Below are 16,286 nucleotides of genomic sequence, written 5' to 3' on the forward strand. Positions count from 1 at the left end.
CATGTCCGCGCCCAACTCCGACTACGACCCCGTCGAAGTGACCCCACTGCGCGCCGACGAGGTCGAGCGCATGCGCGACGCGGCCCTCGCGGCGATCGCCGCCGCCGATTCCGTCGAGGCGCTCAAGCAGGTCAAGATCGACCACGTCGGGGATCGCTCTCCGCTCGCGTTGGCCAATCGCGAGATCGGTGCGCTGCCGCCGCAGGCCCGCAAGGAGGCCGGACAGCGGGTGGGGCAGGCGCGCGGCGCGGTGAACAAAGCACTCGCCGAGCGCACCGCGCAGGTCGAAGCCGCCGAGTTCGATCGACGCCTCGCCGAGGAGGCGGTGGACGTCACGGTGCCGGTCGACATGGAGCCGGTCGGCGCACGGCACCCGCTCACCACGATTCAGGACCACGTCGCCGACATCTTCGTGGCGATGGGCTGGGAGATCGCCGAAGGCCCCGAGGTGGAGGCCGAGTGGCTGAACTTCGACGCGCTCAACCTCGGGCCGGACCACCCGGCCCGCACGATGATGGACACCTTCTGGGTCGCGCCCGCGGAGGCGGCGATGGTGCTGCGTACGCACACGTCGCCGGTGCAGGCGCGCACGATGCTCACCCGCAAGCCGCCCATCTACATCGCATGCCCGGGTCGGGTCTTCCGCACGGATGAGCCCGACGCCACGCACGCCCCGGTCTTCCACCAGGTCGAGGGCCTCGCGATCGACGAGGGGCTGTCGATGGCGCACCTCAAGGGCACGCTCGATCACCTCGCGACCGCGATCTACGGCGAGGGCACCACGACGCGCTTCCGGCCGTCGTACTTCCCGTTCACCGAGCCCAGCGCCGAGGTCGACCTGCTGTGCTACGTCTGCCGCAACGATCCGGCTCAGGTGGCCGACTGCCCGACCTGCCGCGGTGAGGGCTGGGTCGAGTGGGGCGGGTGCGGCGTGGTCAACCCGCGCGTGCTGATCGCCTGCGGCGTCGACCCGGAGCGGTACTCCGGCTTCGCCTTCGGCATGGGTCTCGACCGCACGATCACCAGCCGTTACGACATCGCGGATCTGCGCGATCTGTGGGACGGCGACATCCGCTTCACCGAGCCCTTCGGCATCGGTCTGTGAGTTCGAGAGGTAACGCACGAGATGAAGGTCCCTGTTCCCTGGCTGCGCGAGCTCGTCGGCCTGCCTGACTCGGTCACCACCGAGGAGCTGGCCGCGCGGCTCACCGCCTTCGACCTCAAGCTCGAGGAGATCGCCGGCGGGCAGCTCAGCGGCCCCCTCGTCGTCGGTCGGGTCCTGTCCGCCGTCCCCGAGCCGCAGAAGAACGGCAAGACGATCAACTGGTGCCGGGTGGACGTCGGTCCCGAGCACAACGACCCGGCCACCGGCGACGTGCCCGCCGGCCGTGGCATCGTGTGCGGCGCGCACAACTTCGGCCCCGGCGACCTCGTCGTCGTGTCGCTGCCCGGCACGTTCCTGCCGTCGCTGGGCTTCGAGATCAGTGCCCGGAAGACGTACGGACACGTGTCCGACGGCATGATCTGCTCGACCGCCGAGTTGGGCTTGCCCGGTGGCGACCAGGGCGGGATCCTCGTGCTCGAACCCGGCCTCGCCGAACCTGGTGACGACGCGATCGCCTTGTTGGGACTCAACGACGAGACGCTCGATCTCGAAGTCAACCCCGACCGCGGGTACGCGTGGTCGCTTCGCGGGGTGGGGCGCGACGCCGCGCTCGCGTTCGGTCTGGCCTTCCGCGACCCGGCGGACATCGCGGTCACCGACGTCGAGGGCGAGGGCTACCCGGTCGTCGTCGAGGACCCTCAGGCCTGCCCCGTCTTCGTCACCCGCCGCGTGACCGGCATCGACCCGACCCGGCCCACCCCCGAGTGGATGGCGCGGCGGCTCGTGCAGGCCGGCATGCGCTCGATCTCGCTGACGGTCGACATCAGCAACTACGTGATGCTCGAGCTCGGCCAGCCCAACCACGCCTACGACGCGGCCAAACTGAGCGGCCCCATCACCGTGCGCCGCGCGCGGGCGGGGGAGCGGCTCACGACCCTCGACGACGTCGAGCGCGAGCTGGATCCCGCCGACCTGCTGATCTGCGACGACGAGGGCCCCGTCGGCCTCGCCGGGATCATGGGCGCCGCCCACGTCGAGATCGACGACACCACGACGGACGTCGTCATCGAGGCGGCGTACTTCGACCGCTCGACCGTCGCTCGTGCCGCGCGCCGGCACAAGCTCTCGTCCGAGGCCGCCCGCCGCTTCGAGCGCGGGGTCGACCCGGCGCTGCAGGCCCGTGTCGCACAGCGGGTCGCCGAACTCCTCGTGGAGCATGGCGGCGGACGCATCGAGCCGGGTCTGACGGTCGTCGGGGAGGTCGGGGCACGTCCTGCCGTCACGCTCCCGGTCGACCTGCCCCGCCGCATCGCCGGCGTTCCCTCGATCGACGTGGATGTCTCGGTCGCCGCGCTGCGCGGCAACGACTGCGAGGTCCAGGTGCAGGGGGACCAGCTCGTGGTCACCCCGCCGTCATGGCGGTTCGACCTCAACGACCCCTACGACGTCGTCGAGGAGGTGCTGCGGGTCGTGGGGTACGACCAGGTTCCCTCCGTACTCCCGCAGGCCCCCGGCGGCCGGGGCCTGACCCGGGCCCAGGAGCTCCGTCGTCGCGTCGGCTACGCGCTCGCCGGTGCCGGCCTCGTCGAGGTGAAGACCTTCCCGTTCGCCGGTGAGGAGGACTTCGACAAGCTCGGGCTGCCCGCCGATGACGAGCGGCGCCGCCAGGTACTGCTGGAGAACCCGCTGTCCGCCCAGGAGCCCGGCCTCACCACGACGCTGCTGACCGGGCTGTTGCGGGCGGCCGGCCTCAACGTCGGGCGCGGACACGACGACGTCGCGCTCACCGAGATGGGGCGGGTCTTCCGCATACGAGACGACTCGCCGCATGCTCCGATCTACGGCGTGGACCGCCGGCCCACCGACGACGAGCTCGCGGTGCTCGACGCTGCGTTGCCCGATCAGCCGCTCATGGCCGCATGGACGATGCTCGGTCAGCGCGAGAAGCGCGGCTGGGCCGGTCCCGGCCGGGACGCGACCTGGGCCGACGCCATCGCGGTCGCCACGCGTCTCGCCGAGGCCCTCCACGTCGATCTCGCGGTCGAGGCGGTGGCGCTCGCACCGTTCCATCCGGGGCGGTGCGCAGCCTTCCTGCTCGACGGCGAGGTGGTCGGCCATGCCGGCGAATTGCATCCCAAGGTGCTCGAGGCGTACGGCCTTCCGGCGCGCGGGGTCGCCGGTGAGGTGAACCTCGATGCGCTCATCGGTGCCGCTCCCGACCTCGGTCCGCGTCCGGTCTTCTCCGCGTACCCGGTGGCCAAGGAGGACCTCGCGTTCGTCGTCGACCAGTCGGTGCGCGCCGGCGACCTCCAGGACGCCCTGGCCGGCTCGGGACCGCTCGTGGAATCCGTGCGGCTGTTCGACATCTATGCGGGCGACCAGGTTCCGACGGGCAAGAAGTCGTTGGCCTTCAACGTCCGGCTCCGCGCCGCCGATCACACCCTGACGGACGCGGAGATCACCGAGGCCCGTGCCGCCGCAGTGGAGACCGCGTCGCGGTTCGGCGCCACCTTGCGCTGACCCACGCCCTGGGCGGTGCGTGGGCAACGTATCGAGCGCGTGGGCGGTGCGTGGGCAACGTATTGGGCGCGCTGAAGCGTTGATGGTGCACCGTCACCGATGGCGTGAGGTTGATGTCGCACCGCTACTGGCTGGGTGAGGTTGATGTCGCACCGTCGCCAGCGGGGCGGTCGATCGACGGGCGCGCCTAGCCGGCGCGCCCGGCCAGCAGCGGCGCGAGTCGGGCGCGGGCCGTCGCGGCCTGCTCGGTCGCTCGCTCGAGTTCCTGGAGGCGACCGGCGGTGTCCTCGTCGGCGCTGAGATCGGGGTACACCTCCACGATCGCGAACAGGTCGTTCGTCGCCATCACGAAACGGTCGTAGGCGGCGACGCACTCCGTCGCCGAATCGGCCGCAGCGGCCTGGTCCGCAGCGGCCCGCGCCTCGGCGAAGACCGCCCGTTCCCAGGAGGCGTACTCACCGATCGCGTCCAGCAACTCCGGCACGGGGGCCGCCGCACGTTCGAGCGCGGCTCGCAGCTCGGTCGCGCCCTCGCGGATCGCGAGCCGGCGGCGCGACCGGCGGCGCAGCGAGGTCGCGACGAGCAGAACGAACGCTAGTGCGAGGGCCAGCGCGGCCACGAGGAATTCCATATCCTGAGTGTGGCAGCACCCCGCGGTGCAAGCATTTGCAGACTCATGCAATAATTGCAGTTATGTCCAAAGTCCTGACTGACCTGCCGGTCGGCGAACGCGTCGGCATCGCGTTCTCCGGCGGCCTCGACACCTCCGTCGCCGTCGCCTGGATGCGCGACAAGGGAGCGGTTCCCTGCACGTACACGGCCGACATCGGCCAGTACGACGAGCCCGACATCGACTCGGTGCCCGGGCGCGCGCTCGAGTACGGGGCCGAGATCGCGCGGCTTCTCGACTGCAAGCGGCCGCTCGTCGACGAGGGTCTGGCCGCGCTCTCGTGCGGCGCGTTCCACATCACGAGCGCGGGACGGACGTACTTCAACACGACGCCGCTGGGCCGGGCAGTGACCGGCACCTTGCTGGTGCGGGCGATGCACGAGGACGACGTCAACATCTGGGGGGACGGCTCGACCTTCAAGGGCAACGACATCGAGCGGTTCTACCGTTACGGGCTGCTCGCGAACCCGCACTTGCGCATCTACAAGCCCTGGTTGGACGCGGCCTTCGTCAGCGAGTTGGGCGGGCGCAAGGAGATGAGCGAGTGGCTCGTCGCGCACGACCTGCCGTATCGCGACAGCACGGAGAAGGCCTACTCCACCGACGCCAACATCTGGGGCGCCACGCACGAGGCGAAGACACTCGAGCATCTCGACGTCTCGCTCGAGACGGTCGAGCCCATCATGGGCGTCAAGTTCTGGGACCCGTCGGTCGACATCGACAGCGAGGACGTCACGATCTCGTTCGAGGCGGGGCTGCCCGTCGCGATCAACGGCACGCGGTACGACGACCCGGTCGCACTGGTGCATCAGGCGAACACGATCGGCGGCCGGCACGGCCTGGGCATGTCCGATCAGATCGAGAACCGCATCATCGAGGCCAAGAGCCGGGGGATCTACGAGGCGCCCGGCATGGCGCTGCTGTGGATCGCCTACGAGCGGCTCGTCAATGCGATCCACAACGAAGACACGATCGCCAACTACCATCAGCACGGCCGCCGACTGGGCCGCCTCATGTACGAGGGGCGGTGGCTCGACCCGCAGGCGATGATGTTGCGCGAGTCGATCCAGCGCTGGATCGCGTCGGTGGTGAGTGGCGACGTCACGCTGCGACTGCGGCGCGGCGAGGACTACACGATCCTCGACACCCAGGGACCGGCGTTCTCCTATCATCCCGAGAAGCTCTCGATGGAGCGCACCGACAACGCCGTCTTCGGCCCGGCCGACCGCATCGGTCAGCTCACGATGCGCAACCTCGACATCGCCGACTCGCGCGCCAAGCTCGAGATGTACGCAGCGCAGCCGCTCGATCAGGGCCAGGTGCTCGTCGAGAACGGCACGTTGTTCGGGACCTTGCCGGCCGGCGGCGCCGAGCAGATCGAGGCGAACCCGGCGGTCGAAGCCGACGAGCAGGCCCTCGATGCGGCCGCGATGGAATTCGGGACCGACTGATGCCCATCTCCGTCGCTGTCACCGGCGCCACCGGGTACGTCGGTGGCGAACTGCTCCGCATGCTGCTGGCCCACCCGGAGGTGGAGATCGGCGCGCTCACCGCGGGATCGAGCGCCGGCTCCCGACTGGGCGAGCACCACGCGCATCTGGTCCCTCTGGCCGACCGCGAGGTGCTGGCCACGACGACCGATAACCTGGCGGGCCACGACGTCGTGTTCCTCGCTCTGCCGCACGGCACGTCGGCACCCGTCGCTGCCGAACTGGGCGACGACGTGCTCGTGATCGACTGCGGTGCGGATTTCCGGCTGCAGAGCTCCGACGACTGGTCGCGCTTCTACGGCGGCGACCACGCCGGTACATGGCCCTACGGCCTGCCGGAGCTGCCTGGGCAACGCGAACGACTGGCGGGTACGCGCCGCATCGCCGGCCCCGGATGCTTTCCGACCGTCTCCACGCTGGCGATCATGCCCGCGCTCCCGCTCGTCGACGATTCGGCGCTCACCATCGTGGCGCCGACGGCGCCCTCGGGAGCGGGCAAGAAGCTCGCCACGACCTTCCTCGGCTCGGAGGTGCTCGGCCAGGCCAGCGCCTACGGCGTCGGCGGCACACACCGCCACACGCCGGAGATCGAGCAGAACCTGCGCGCCGCCGGTGCCGAGCGGCCGGTGGTGAGCTTCACCCCGGTGCTGGTGCCGATGTCGCGCGGCATCCTGGCCGTTGTCTCCGCCCCGGCCGGGGCGGGCGTGACGGCGGCGGACGTGCGCGGCGCCTACGTCGAGGCCTATGCCGACGAGCCGTTCGTCCATCTGCTGCCGGAGGGCCAGTGGCCGCAGACGCAGGGCACGGTCGGCGCGAACACCGTTCACGTGCAGGCCACGCTCGACGAGCGTGCCGGCCGAGTCGTCGCCATCGGCGCGATGGACAACCTCGCGAAGGGCACGGCGGGCGGCGCCATCCAGTCCATGAACCTCGCGCTCGGTCTTCCCGAGACGACCGGCCTGACGACGATCGGAGTAGCGCCATGAGTGTCACCGCAGCTCAGGGGTTCCGCGCCGCGGGAGTCACCGCGGGGCTCAAGGACAGCGGCAAGCCCGACGTGGCCCTCGTGGTCAACGACGGGCCGTCGGACGCGGCCGCGGCCGTCTTCACGTCGAATCGCTGCCAGGCCAACCCGGTGATCTGGAGCCGCGAGGCGATCAAGGGCGGCACGGCGCGGGCCGTCGTCCTGAACTCCGGCGGCGCCAACTGCTACACGGGCGCCGACGGGTTCGCCACCACGCACCGCACCGCGGAGCTGGCCGCGGAGCGACTCGGCATCGGCGCCGTCGACGTGCAGGTCTGCAGCACCGGTCTCATCGGACGGTTGCTGGACGAGGACAAGCTGCTTCCCGGTGTCGAGGCGGCGGCGGCCGCGTTGTCGGCCGAGGGCGGGAGCGACGCCGCGACGGCGATCATGACCACCGACACGGTCAGCAAGCAGGCCGCGCGGTCGGTCGGCGGATGGACCATCGGCGGCATGGCGAAGGGCGCGGGCATGCTCGCACCCGCGCTGGCCACGATGCTCGTCGTCATCACGACCGACGCCGACCTTCCGTCCGCGGACCTCGACGCCGCGCTGCGCCGCGCCACCGCCCGCACGTTCGACCGGCTCGACTCCGACGGCTGCCAGTCCACCAACGACACGGTGCTGCTGATGGCGTCCGGCGCGTCCGGGGCGACTCCCGACGTCGAGGAGTTCACCACGGTCCTCACCGAGGTGTGCCACGATCTCGCCCTGCAACTGCTGGCCGACGCCGAGGGCGCGGACCACGAGATCGCGATCGAGACGATCAACGCCGCGAGCGAGACCGATGCGTTGTCGGTCGGGCGCGAAGTGGCCCGCAGCAACCTCTTCAAGACGGCGATCTTCGGCAAGGACCCGAACTGGGGCCGCATCCTGGCCTCGGTCGGCACCTCGGACGCGGTCTTCGACCCGGCCGACCTGGACGTCGCGGTCAACGGCGTCTGGGTGTGCCGCGACAGCGGAGTGGGGGAGTCGATCGATCTCGTCGACCTCACGCCGCGCCACGTCACCGTCACGATCGACCTCAAGTCCGGCGACGCCGCGGCGACCGTCTGGACCAACGACCTCACCCACGCCTACGTTCACGAGAATTCGGCCTACTCGACATGACAGACCACATCGATGCAAGCGATCCCGACGAGATCTGGGACGAAACCTCGTGGCGCGAGGCCACGGACAAGGCGGCGACGCTCGCCGGCGCCCTGCCGTGGTTGAAGAAGTACCACGGCAAGATCATCGTCGTGAAGTACGGCGGCAACGCCATGACCGACGACAAGCTCAAGCAGGCGTTCGCCGAGGACGTCGTCTTCCTGCGGCTGGCCGGCTTCAAGCCGGTCGTCGTGCACGGCGGCGGGCCGCAGATCAACGCGATGCTCGACCGGCTCGGCATCGAGTCGGAGTTCCGCGGCGGTCTGCGGGTCACGACTCCCGAGGCGATGGACGTCGTGCGGATGGTGCTGACCGGTCAGGTGGGCCGCGAACTCGTCGGGCTGCTCAACCAGCACGGCGACCTCGCCGTGGGAATGTCCGGTGAGGACGGCGGGCTGTTCACCGCGACGCGCACGATGCCCCTCGTGGACGGCGAGCCGGTCGACGTCGGCCTCGTCGGCGAGGTGACCGGCGTGCGGCCCGAACCGGTGCTCGACCTCATCGAGGCCGGCCGCATCCCGGTGGTCTCGACGGTCGCGCCCGATGCCGACGGGCAGGTGCACAACGTCAACGCCGACACCGCCGCGTCCGCCCTCGCCGTGGCGCTCAAGGCCGAGAAGCTGCTGGTGCTCACCGACGTCGAGGGGCTGTACGCCGACTGGCCGAACAGCAGCGATGTCATCGGCGAAATCGGTCCCGAGGCGCTCGAGGAGCTGCTGCCGACGCTCGCGAGCGGCATGATCCCGAAGATGAGCGCGTGCCTCAACGCCCTGCGGGGCGGGGTGCAGCGGGCGACCGTCATCGACGGACGAGAGCCCCATGCCGTCCTGCTCGAGCTGTTCACCGACGAAGGCGTCGGCACGCAGGTCCTGCCGGGCGTAGAGACCCGCATCCGCACCGCCCTGTACTCCACCAGCAGCTCGAAGGAGAAGTCGTGAACGCCCCGATCCACGGTCGTGAACCACGCCCCGGCGGTCCCGAGTGGATGGACCGATACCGCGGCTCGCTCATGAACACCTTCGGCGACCCCCAGCGTGTCCTCGTCCACGGCGAGGGCGCGCTCGTGTGGGACGCCGACGGCAACCGCTACATCGACCTCCTGGCAGGCATCGCGGTCAACGCGCTCGGCCACGCGCATCCCGCGCTGGTCACGGCGGTCAGCGAGCAGCTGAGCGCGCTGGGGCACATCAGCAACTTCTTCACGTCGATTCCGCAGGTCGAGCTCGCGGAGCGCCTGCTGGAACTGCTCGCATCGCCCGGCCGGGTGTTCTTCGCCAACTCCGGCACCGAGGCGAACGAGGCGGCGCTCAAGGCGACCCGGCGGACCGGACGTACGCGGCTGGTCGTCGCCGAGGGTAGTTTCCACGGCCGCACCATGGGCGCTCTCGCGCTGACCTCGAAGGAGGCGTACCGGACGCCCTTCGAGCCGTTGCCGGGCGACGTCACCTGGGTGCCGTACGGCGACGAGGCCGCGCTCGCTGCCGCGGTCGACGACAGCGTCGCCGCGGTGGTGCTCGAGCCGATCCAGGGCGAAGCGGGCGTGGTGGTGCCGCCAGCCGACTATCTGTCCGCGGCGCGTGAGATCACGTCGCGCCACGGCGCGCTGCTGTGGATCGACGAGGTGCAGACCGGTATGGGGCGCACGGGCGACTGGTTCGCTCACACGTCATCGGGGGTGACCCCCGACCTGGTGACTCTGGCCAAGGGCCTGGGCGGCGGCATGCCGATCGGCGCGTGCATCGGACTGGGCGACGCCGGAGCGTTGCTCGGACCGGGCAACCACGGGACGACCTTCGGCGGAAATCCGGTGTCCACGCGGGCCGCCCTCGCCGTCATCGACACGATCGAGGGCGAGGGGCTGCTGGCGGCGGTATCGGACCTCGAGCAGATGTTCCGGACCGGGCTCGGCGACGCACCGGGCGTCGTCGAGATCACGGGACGTGGGCTGCTCCTCGGCGTGGTGCTGGACCAGCCGATCGCGGCAGCGGTGATGCACGCGGCGTTGGACGCCGGGCTCATCGTGAACGCACCGACCGCCGATCGGCTGCGTCTCGCGCCGCCGTTCGTGCTGACCCCCGATCAGGCGCGTGACGCGATCGCGACGCTGCGGTCGGTCCTTGCGGAGGTGCGCGAAGCATGACCATCCGGCACTTCCTCCGCGACGACGACCTCAGCCCCTCGGAGCAGGCCGCGGTGCTCCAGCTCGCCCTGGAGATGAAGGCGAACCCGTACGCGCACCGTCCGCTCGAGGGTCCGCAGACGGTCGCGGTGCTCTTCGACAAGTCGTCGACCCGCACGCGCGTGTCGTTCGCGGTCGGCATCGCCGATCTCGGCGGTCAGTCGCTCGTGCTCGACGCCGGCGACACGCAGATCGGCCGGGGCGAGTCGATCGCCGACACCGCCCGCGTCTTCGGTCGGATGGTGAGCGCGATCGTCTGGCGCACGTACGCCCAGTCCGGGCTCGAGGAGATGGCGGAGCACGCCGGTGTTCCGGTCGTCAATGCGCTGAGTGACGATTTCCACCCGTGCCAGATCCTCGCCGACTGGTTGACGGTGCTCGAGCACAAGGGTCGGCTCGCCGGCTTGACCGTCGCGTACGTCGGGGACGGGGCCAACAACATGGGCCACTCGTACCTGCTCGGCGGTGCGACGGCGGGGATGCACGTGCGCGTCGGTGCGCCGTTCGGTTACCAGCCGGACGTGACGATCGTCGCCGACGCCGAACGCATCGCCGAACAGACCGGCGGCTCGATCCTGGTGACCGATGATCCGCAGGCCGCGGTGGCGGGAGCGGACGTCGTCATGACCGACTCCTGGGTCTCGATGGGCCAGGAGGACGAGAAGGCCGAGCGGATCGCGATCTTCGGCGACTACGCCGTCACGCCCGAGCGGCTCGCCCAGGCGGCTCCCGACGCCATCGTGCTGCACTGCCTTCCTGCCTACCGCGGACTCGAGATCGCCGCCGAGGTCCTCGACGGCCCGCAGAGTGTGGTGTGGGACGAGGCGGAGAATCGGCTGCACGCGCAGAAGGCGGTGCTCGCGTGGCTGCTCTCGCAGCCCGACCAGCCGGAGCGCTGACATGACGCGCATCCCCGCCACCAAGGCCGCGCGTCAGCAGTTGATCGTGGATGTGCTGACCCGCCACAACGTGCGGTCGCAAAGCGATCTGCTCGCACTGTTGGCCGAACGGGGCGTCACCGCCACGGTCTCTACCGTGTCGCGCGACCTCGACGAGCTCGGTGCCGTCCGGGTCCGGCAAGCCGACGGGACGCTCGTCTACGCCGTGCCGGCCGAAGGCGGCGATCCGACCCCACGGGCGGGCGAAGGCGCTGCCGCGGTAGCCCGTCTGCAGCGGCTCGTGCGCGAGCTGATGGTCACCGCCGACGCCACCGCGAACCTGGTCGTCCTGCGGACGCCACCGGGCGCGGCCCAGTTCCTCGCCTCGGCGATCGACCATGCGGGGTCGGTCGGCACCCTCGGTACGATCGCGGGCGACGACACCGTGCTGCTGATCTGTCGCGATCCCGACGGCGGCCCGGCGGTCGCCGAGTACTTCACCCAGCTCGCCGGACAGCCCGCCTGAGCGGCCTGCCGAGCATCGACGAGAGGAAAGTCGTGTCCGAAGAGACCCAGGAGTCCAGCCGCCTGTGGGGCGGGCGGTTCGCGTCCGGCCCTTCGTCGGAGTTGACCGAGCTGTCGCGCTCGACGCACTTCGACTGGCGGCTGGCGCCGTACGACCTCGCGGGGTCGCGGGCGCACGCCCGGGTCTTGCATCGCGCCGGCCTGCTCTCCGAGGCGGACCTGGACGCGATGCTGGCCGCGATCGACCAGCTCGACGCCGACGTCCGGTCGGGGGAGTTCCTCCCCGAGCCGGACGACGAGGACGTGCACACCGCGCTCGAACGGGGGCTGATGGAGCGCGCCGGAGCCGAACTCGGCGGGCGCCTTCGAGCCGGACGCTCGCGCAACGACCAGGTGGCCACGCTGTTCCGCGCCTATCTGCGTGATCATGGACGGCAGATCGCCCAGCTCGTTCGCGAACTGGCGCTGGCCATCACGTCGCAGGCCGAGCACCACCTCGGCGTTCCGATGCCGGGCCGCACCCACCTGCAGCACGCGCAGCCCGTGCTCCTGTCGCACCACCTGCTCGCGCATGCGTGGCCGCTCGTGCGCGACTTGGACCGCCTCGCCCAGTGGGACGCTCGCGTCGCGGCCGAGTCGCCCTACGGCAGTGGTGCGCTGGCCGGTTCGTCGCTCGGTCTCGACCCGGAGGCGGTCGCAGCCGACCTCGGCTTCACCGGCTCCACCCCGAACTCGATCGACGGCACGGCCTCGCGCGATTTCGTCGCAGAGTTCGCCTTCGTGACCGCACAGATCGGCATCGACGTCTCCCGGCTGGCCGAGGAGATCATCATCTGGAACACCAAGGAGTTCGGCTTCGTCACGCTGCACGACGGCTACTCCACGGGGTCGAGCATCATGCCGCAGAAGAAGAACCCCGACATCGCCGAGCTCGCCCGCGGCAAGTCCGGCCGGCTCGTCGGCAACCTGACCGGTCTCTTGACGACCCTCAAGGCACTGCCGTTGGCCTACAACCGCGACCTCCAGGAGGACAAGGAGCCGGTCTTCGACTCCATCGACACGCTGGAGGTTCTGCTGCCGGCGTTCACCGGCATGGTCGCCACGCTGACCTTCGATACCGCCCGCCTCGCCGCACTCGCCCCTCAGGGCTTCGCCCTCGCGACCGACATCGCCGAGTGGCTCGTGCGTCAAGGGGTGCCGTTCCGCGAGGCGCACGAGATCTCCGGTGCGTGCGTGCAGGTCTGCGAGCAGCGCGGCGTCGAGCTGTGGGATCTCACGGACGAGGACTTCGCGCAGATCTCACCGCGTCTCTCGCCGGCGGTCCGGGACGTCCTCTCCGTGGAAGGGTCGCTCGCCTCGCGCGACGCCCGCGGCGGCACGGCGCCGGCCCGGGTCCACGACCAGCTCAAGGAGATCCGCACCCGTCTGCACTGAGGGTGGCGACCGCTACCGTGGCTCCGTGTCGGTCCTAGAACGCGCGAGGAGTCTGCTCGGACGCGAGCTGACGGCGCACGGCGTCACCGTGCGCATCACGGAGGTCGAGGCGTACGGCGGCGTCACCGATCCGGCCTCGCACGCCTTCACCCGCACACCGCGCTCGGAGATCATGTACGGACCGTCGTGGCGGCTGTACGTGTACCGCATTCACGGTCACCACTGCGCCAACATCGTCACCGGGCCCACCGAGCAGGCGGCTGCGGTGCTGTTGCGCGCCGGTGAGGTCGTCGACGGACACGATCTCGCCCACGAACGGCGTGGCCAGGTCCGTTCCGACGCTCTCGGCCGGGGCCCGGGCAATCTCGCGCGCGTCCTCGGCATCACGACGGCCGACCTCGGCACGGACGTCCGGGTGGGTCCGGCGGTCGTGCTGGGGCCCGAGCCGGCGAATCAGCCGCCGGTGAGCGCCGGGCCGCGCGTGGGCGTTCGACGTGCGGCCGACCGTCCCTGGCGTTTGTGGGTCACGGGCGATCCGACGGTGTCGGCATACCGCCGTCACCCCAGGGCGGAGTCGTCGTCGGAGGTCTCCGCCGGCTGATCGGGCAGGGCGCAGATGCCGTCGGCGCACATCCCCGCGTCGTCACCCACGAGTTCGAACGGGCCGGTCATCAGACGGCTCCCTCGCTCGCGGCGCGCTCGAGCACCTGGGTGAAGATCTGCGGGTCCTGCGCCCCGGACACGCCCCACTTGCCCTCCACGACGAAGAACGGGACGCCACTGATGCCGTACTCGCGTGCCTGGGCGATGTCCGCCTGCACCGCGTCGCGGTACCTTCCGGACTCGAGCGCGTCGCGCATGCCCTCGGGATCGAGTCCGACCTCGGAACCGAGCTCGACGAGGTCGTCGACGCGTCCCACGTGCCGGCCCTGCTCGAAGTAGGCCGAGAGGAGGCGCTCCTTGAGCTCGTGCTGCAGGCCGTGCTGCTTGGCGTGATGCAGGGCCTGGTGCGCGAGCAACGTGTTCGTGTGCTGGAGCGCGTCGAAGTCGTACTCCAGACCTTCGGTCGCCGCCAGCTGGGTCATCTGGTCGAGCATCTGCCGCACCTGGGTTTCGGGCATGCCCTTGTGCGTCGCGAGGAAGTCGACCTCGGAGCCGGAGAAGTCCACCGGCGTGTCGGGAGCGAGTTCGAAGCTGTGGAACTCGACCTCGACGTCGCCGTCGAAGTCCGCCACCGCCTTCTCGAACCGCCGCTTCCCGATGAAGCACCAGGGGCACGCGATGTCGGACCAGATGTCGACCTTGATCGGAGCACTCACGCTGGTGAGAACGCGATCAGCCTCACCGCTATTCCATCGCCGATCCCCGGTAACCTCGAAGCATGACGATCGCTGTGGCCTACCGTCCCGACGACTACGGCAAGGGTGCGCTCCGCTGGGCCGCCGCGGAGGCGCAGGGCACGGGGCAGAAGCTCGTCATCATCACCGTCGACGAGATCGACCCGGAGTTCGAAGAACCGCACGAGATCGACCTCTCGGAGTTCACCGAGCGCTTCGACCTCGAGGACCTGCCGTACGAGGTGCGACGCGCAGCGTCGCTCGACGTCGCCGACGTCGTGATCGAGGAGGCGACCAAGGCCGGCGCCGAACGGCTCGTGATCGGAGTGCGCAAGCGCACGCCCGTCGGCAAGATGCTCATGGGCCGCGTGACGCAGATGATCCTGCTGGACGCTCCGATGCCGGTCATCGCCGTCAAACCCTGACGACTAGGCTCGGTCGCGGCGAAACGAAAGGAATCCCCGTGACCCAGCATGTTCTCGACGACCTCGTCGCACGTGGTCTCATCGGACAGTCGACCGACCTCGACGCTCTGCGCGCCGACCTGTCGGAGGGCTCGCTGACGTATTACACGGGCTTCGACCCCACGGCGCCCAGTCTGCACATCGGCCACCTGCTGCAGCTGCTGACGATGCGCCGTCTGCAGCTCGCCGGCCACCGGCCGCTGCTGCTCGTCGGTGGCGCGACGGGGCTCATCGGCGACCCGAAGCAGAGCGGCGAGCGGTCGATGAACACGAAGGACACGGTCGCCGGATGGGTCGAGTCGATCGCCAACCAGGCCTCGCCGTTCCTCGACGTCGAAGGACCCAACGGCGCGCAGTTGGTCAACAATCTCGATTGGACGCGCGACGTCAACGTCATCGACTTCCTGCGCGACATCGGCAAGCACTTCCCGGTCAACCGGATGCTGGCCCGCGACGTCGTAGCGAGCCGGCTGGAGTCGGGCATCAGCTACACCGAGTTCAGCTACGTCCTCCTGCAGTCGATGGACTACCTCGAGTTGTCGCGCCGGTACGACTGCCGGCTGCAGATGGGTGGCGGAGACCAGTGGGGCAACGTGTCCGCCGGCGTCGAACTCGTCCGTCGCGCCGACGGCCGCCGCGTCAACGGCCTCGTCACACCGCTCATCACCAAGGCTGACGGCACGAAGTTCGGCAAGACCGAGGGCGGAGCGGTCTGGCTCGATGCGACGCTGACGAGCCCGTACGCCTTCTACCAGTTCTGGATTCAAGCCGAGGACGCGAAGGTAGCGGAGTACCTGCGGTTGCTGACCTTCCTCGACGTCGACGAGATCGCGGCGATCGAGGCCGAGCACCAGACCAAGCCGGGACTGCGCGCCGCACAGCGGCGGCTGGCGCGTGAGGTCACGACGCTCGTGCACGGGCACGCCGAAGCGGACGCTGCGGAGCTGGCGTCGTCGGCGTTGTTCGGACGGGGGGAGTTGCGCGAACTGCCGGAGACGACGCTCGCCGCGGCGCTCACCGAGGCCGGCGCAGGGGAGGTGCCCAAGGGCACCAGCCTCGTCGACGCCCTCGTGGCGTCCGGGCTGGTCGATTCGAAGTCCGCCGGACGCCGTGCCGTCGTTGAGGGCGGCGCCTACGTCAACAACGAACGCGCCGAGGATCCCGAGCTCGCACTCGATGCCACGGCGGCCCTCCACGGACGCTGGGTCGTGCTGCGCAAGGGCAAGCGGTCCGTATCCGGGGTCCAGCTCGTGTGAACACCCGGAAAACGCTGCATTTCCAGCGTGTGACGCAGGACACCGCGACCCCGGTTTGACCCCGTCAGGAGTGGGTGGCTAATGTAGTTCTTGTTGCTGAGGGTGACGGAGCGCAAGGCCGGAAGGCGGGGCGCTCGGCCTCGGGAGCCACCTCTACCGAAACGGTTAATGCTGGCGTGTTGCTGGAGACTGGCCGCTGAAAACGGGGGGTGGGGCTGTCTGGTTGGGCGGGTTTGGTCCTGCTTGGCTGGGGGT

General features: G+C 70.1%; 15 protein-coding genes. 13 read left to right on the forward strand and 2 right to left on the reverse strand.

Annotated elements, in window-relative coordinates:
* Position 1: 1 nt before the first annotated feature.
* Together pheS and pheT are read left to right on the forward strand one after the other, a co-directional pair.
* Positions 2–1,105, forward strand: coding sequence for a phenylalanine--tRNA ligase subunit alpha (pheS, locus tag D9V41_RS11900; protein WP_121794789.1), 1,104 nt, complete (start codon positions 2–4; stop codon positions 1,103–1,105).
* Positions 1,106–1,126: 21 nt separating this feature from the next.
* Positions 1,127–3,625 (forward strand): phenylalanine--tRNA ligase subunit beta, encoded by a 2,499-nt coding sequence (gene pheT, locus D9V41_RS11905; RefSeq protein ID WP_121794790.1) that lies wholly within the window; start codon positions 1,127–1,129, stop codon positions 3,623–3,625.
* Positions 3,626–3,812: 187 nt separating this feature from the next.
* Here the strand turns inward: pheT and D9V41_RS11910 are convergent, their stop codons facing one another.
* Positions 3,813–4,256: a LemA family protein gene (locus D9V41_RS11910; protein WP_121794791.1), complete on the reverse strand. Its 444-nt coding sequence runs from the start codon at positions 4,254–4,256 to the stop codon at positions 3,813–3,815.
* A gap of 62 nt (positions 4,257–4,318) precedes the next feature.
* On the opposite strand from D9V41_RS11910, the gene argG reads away from it, so the two are divergent.
* Genes argG through D9V41_RS11955 form a run of 9 tightly spaced genes read left to right on the forward strand, consistent with a single transcriptional unit; the run spans position 4,319 to position 13,575 of the window.
* Positions 4,319–5,746 (forward strand): argininosuccinate synthase, encoded by a 1,428-nt coding sequence (argG, locus tag D9V41_RS11915; protein WP_121794792.1) that lies wholly within the window; start codon positions 4,319–4,321, stop codon positions 5,744–5,746.
* Positions 5,746–6,771, forward strand: a complete 1,026-nt coding sequence (argC, locus tag D9V41_RS11920) for an N-acetyl-gamma-glutamyl-phosphate reductase (RefSeq protein WP_121794793.1) — start codon at positions 5,746–5,748, stop codon at positions 6,769–6,771. The genes argG and argC overlap by 1 nt, the downstream gene beginning before the upstream one ends.
* A complete protein-coding gene (gene argJ, locus D9V41_RS11925; RefSeq protein ID WP_121794794.1) occupies positions 6,768–7,919 on the forward strand; it encodes a bifunctional glutamate N-acetyltransferase/amino-acid acetyltransferase ArgJ in 1,152 nt (383 codons plus the stop codon). The genes argC and argJ overlap by 4 nt, the downstream gene beginning before the upstream one ends.
* Entirely contained in the window at positions 7,916–8,896 is a 981-nt protein-coding gene (argB, locus tag D9V41_RS11930) for an acetylglutamate kinase (RefSeq protein ID WP_121794795.1), read from the forward strand. Before argJ ends, argB begins: the two co-directional genes overlap by 4 nt.
* A gap of 47 nt (positions 8,897–8,943) precedes the next feature.
* Positions 8,944–10,098, forward strand: a complete 1,155-nt coding sequence (locus tag D9V41_RS11935) for an acetylornithine transaminase (RefSeq protein WP_121794813.1) — start codon at positions 8,944–8,946, stop codon at positions 10,096–10,098.
* Positions 10,095–11,036, forward strand: a complete 942-nt coding sequence (gene argF / locus D9V41_RS11940; protein WP_121794796.1) for an ornithine carbamoyltransferase — start codon at positions 10,095–10,097, stop codon at positions 11,034–11,036. The genes D9V41_RS11935 and argF overlap by 4 nt, the downstream gene beginning before the upstream one ends.
* A 1-nt stretch (position 11,037) precedes the next feature.
* Positions 11,038–11,541: an arginine repressor gene (locus tag D9V41_RS11945; protein WP_121794797.1), complete on the forward strand. Its 504-nt coding sequence runs from the start codon at positions 11,038–11,040 to the stop codon at positions 11,539–11,541.
* 32 nt (positions 11,542–11,573) lie between these two features.
* Positions 11,574–12,974, forward strand: coding sequence for an argininosuccinate lyase (gene argH / locus D9V41_RS11950; RefSeq protein WP_121794798.1), 1,401 nt, complete (start codon positions 11,574–11,576; stop codon positions 12,972–12,974).
* 25 nt (positions 12,975–12,999) lie between these two features.
* Positions 13,000–13,575 (forward strand): DNA-3-methyladenine glycosylase, encoded by a 576-nt coding sequence (locus tag D9V41_RS11955; RefSeq protein WP_121794799.1) that lies wholly within the window; start codon positions 13,000–13,002, stop codon positions 13,573–13,575.
* A gap of 70 nt (positions 13,576–13,645) precedes the next feature.
* On the opposite strand, the gene D9V41_RS11960 is transcribed toward D9V41_RS11955, so the two are convergent.
* Positions 13,646–14,293: a DsbA family oxidoreductase gene (locus tag D9V41_RS11960; protein ID WP_121794800.1), complete on the reverse strand. Its 648-nt coding sequence runs from the start codon at positions 14,291–14,293 to the stop codon at positions 13,646–13,648.
* 62 nt (positions 14,294–14,355) lie between these two features.
* Between D9V41_RS11960 and D9V41_RS11965 the strand changes: the two genes are divergently transcribed.
* Positions 14,356–14,736: a universal stress protein gene (locus D9V41_RS11965; protein WP_121794801.1), complete on the forward strand. Its 381-nt coding sequence runs from the start codon at positions 14,356–14,358 to the stop codon at positions 14,734–14,736.
* Between the two features lie 32 nt (positions 14,737–14,768).
* Positions 14,769–16,031 carry a tyrosine--tRNA ligase gene (gene tyrS / locus D9V41_RS11970; RefSeq protein ID WP_424922800.1) on the forward strand — a complete coding sequence of 421 codons (1,263 nt, stop codon included), beginning with the start codon at positions 14,769–14,771 and terminating at the stop codon, positions 16,029–16,031.
* The last annotated feature ends 255 nt before the right edge of the window (positions 16,032–16,286 follow it).

Source organism: Aeromicrobium phragmitis (assembly GCF_003674095.1).
GTDB lineage: Bacteria > Actinomycetota > Actinomycetes > Propionibacteriales > Nocardioidaceae > Aeromicrobium > Aeromicrobium phragmitis.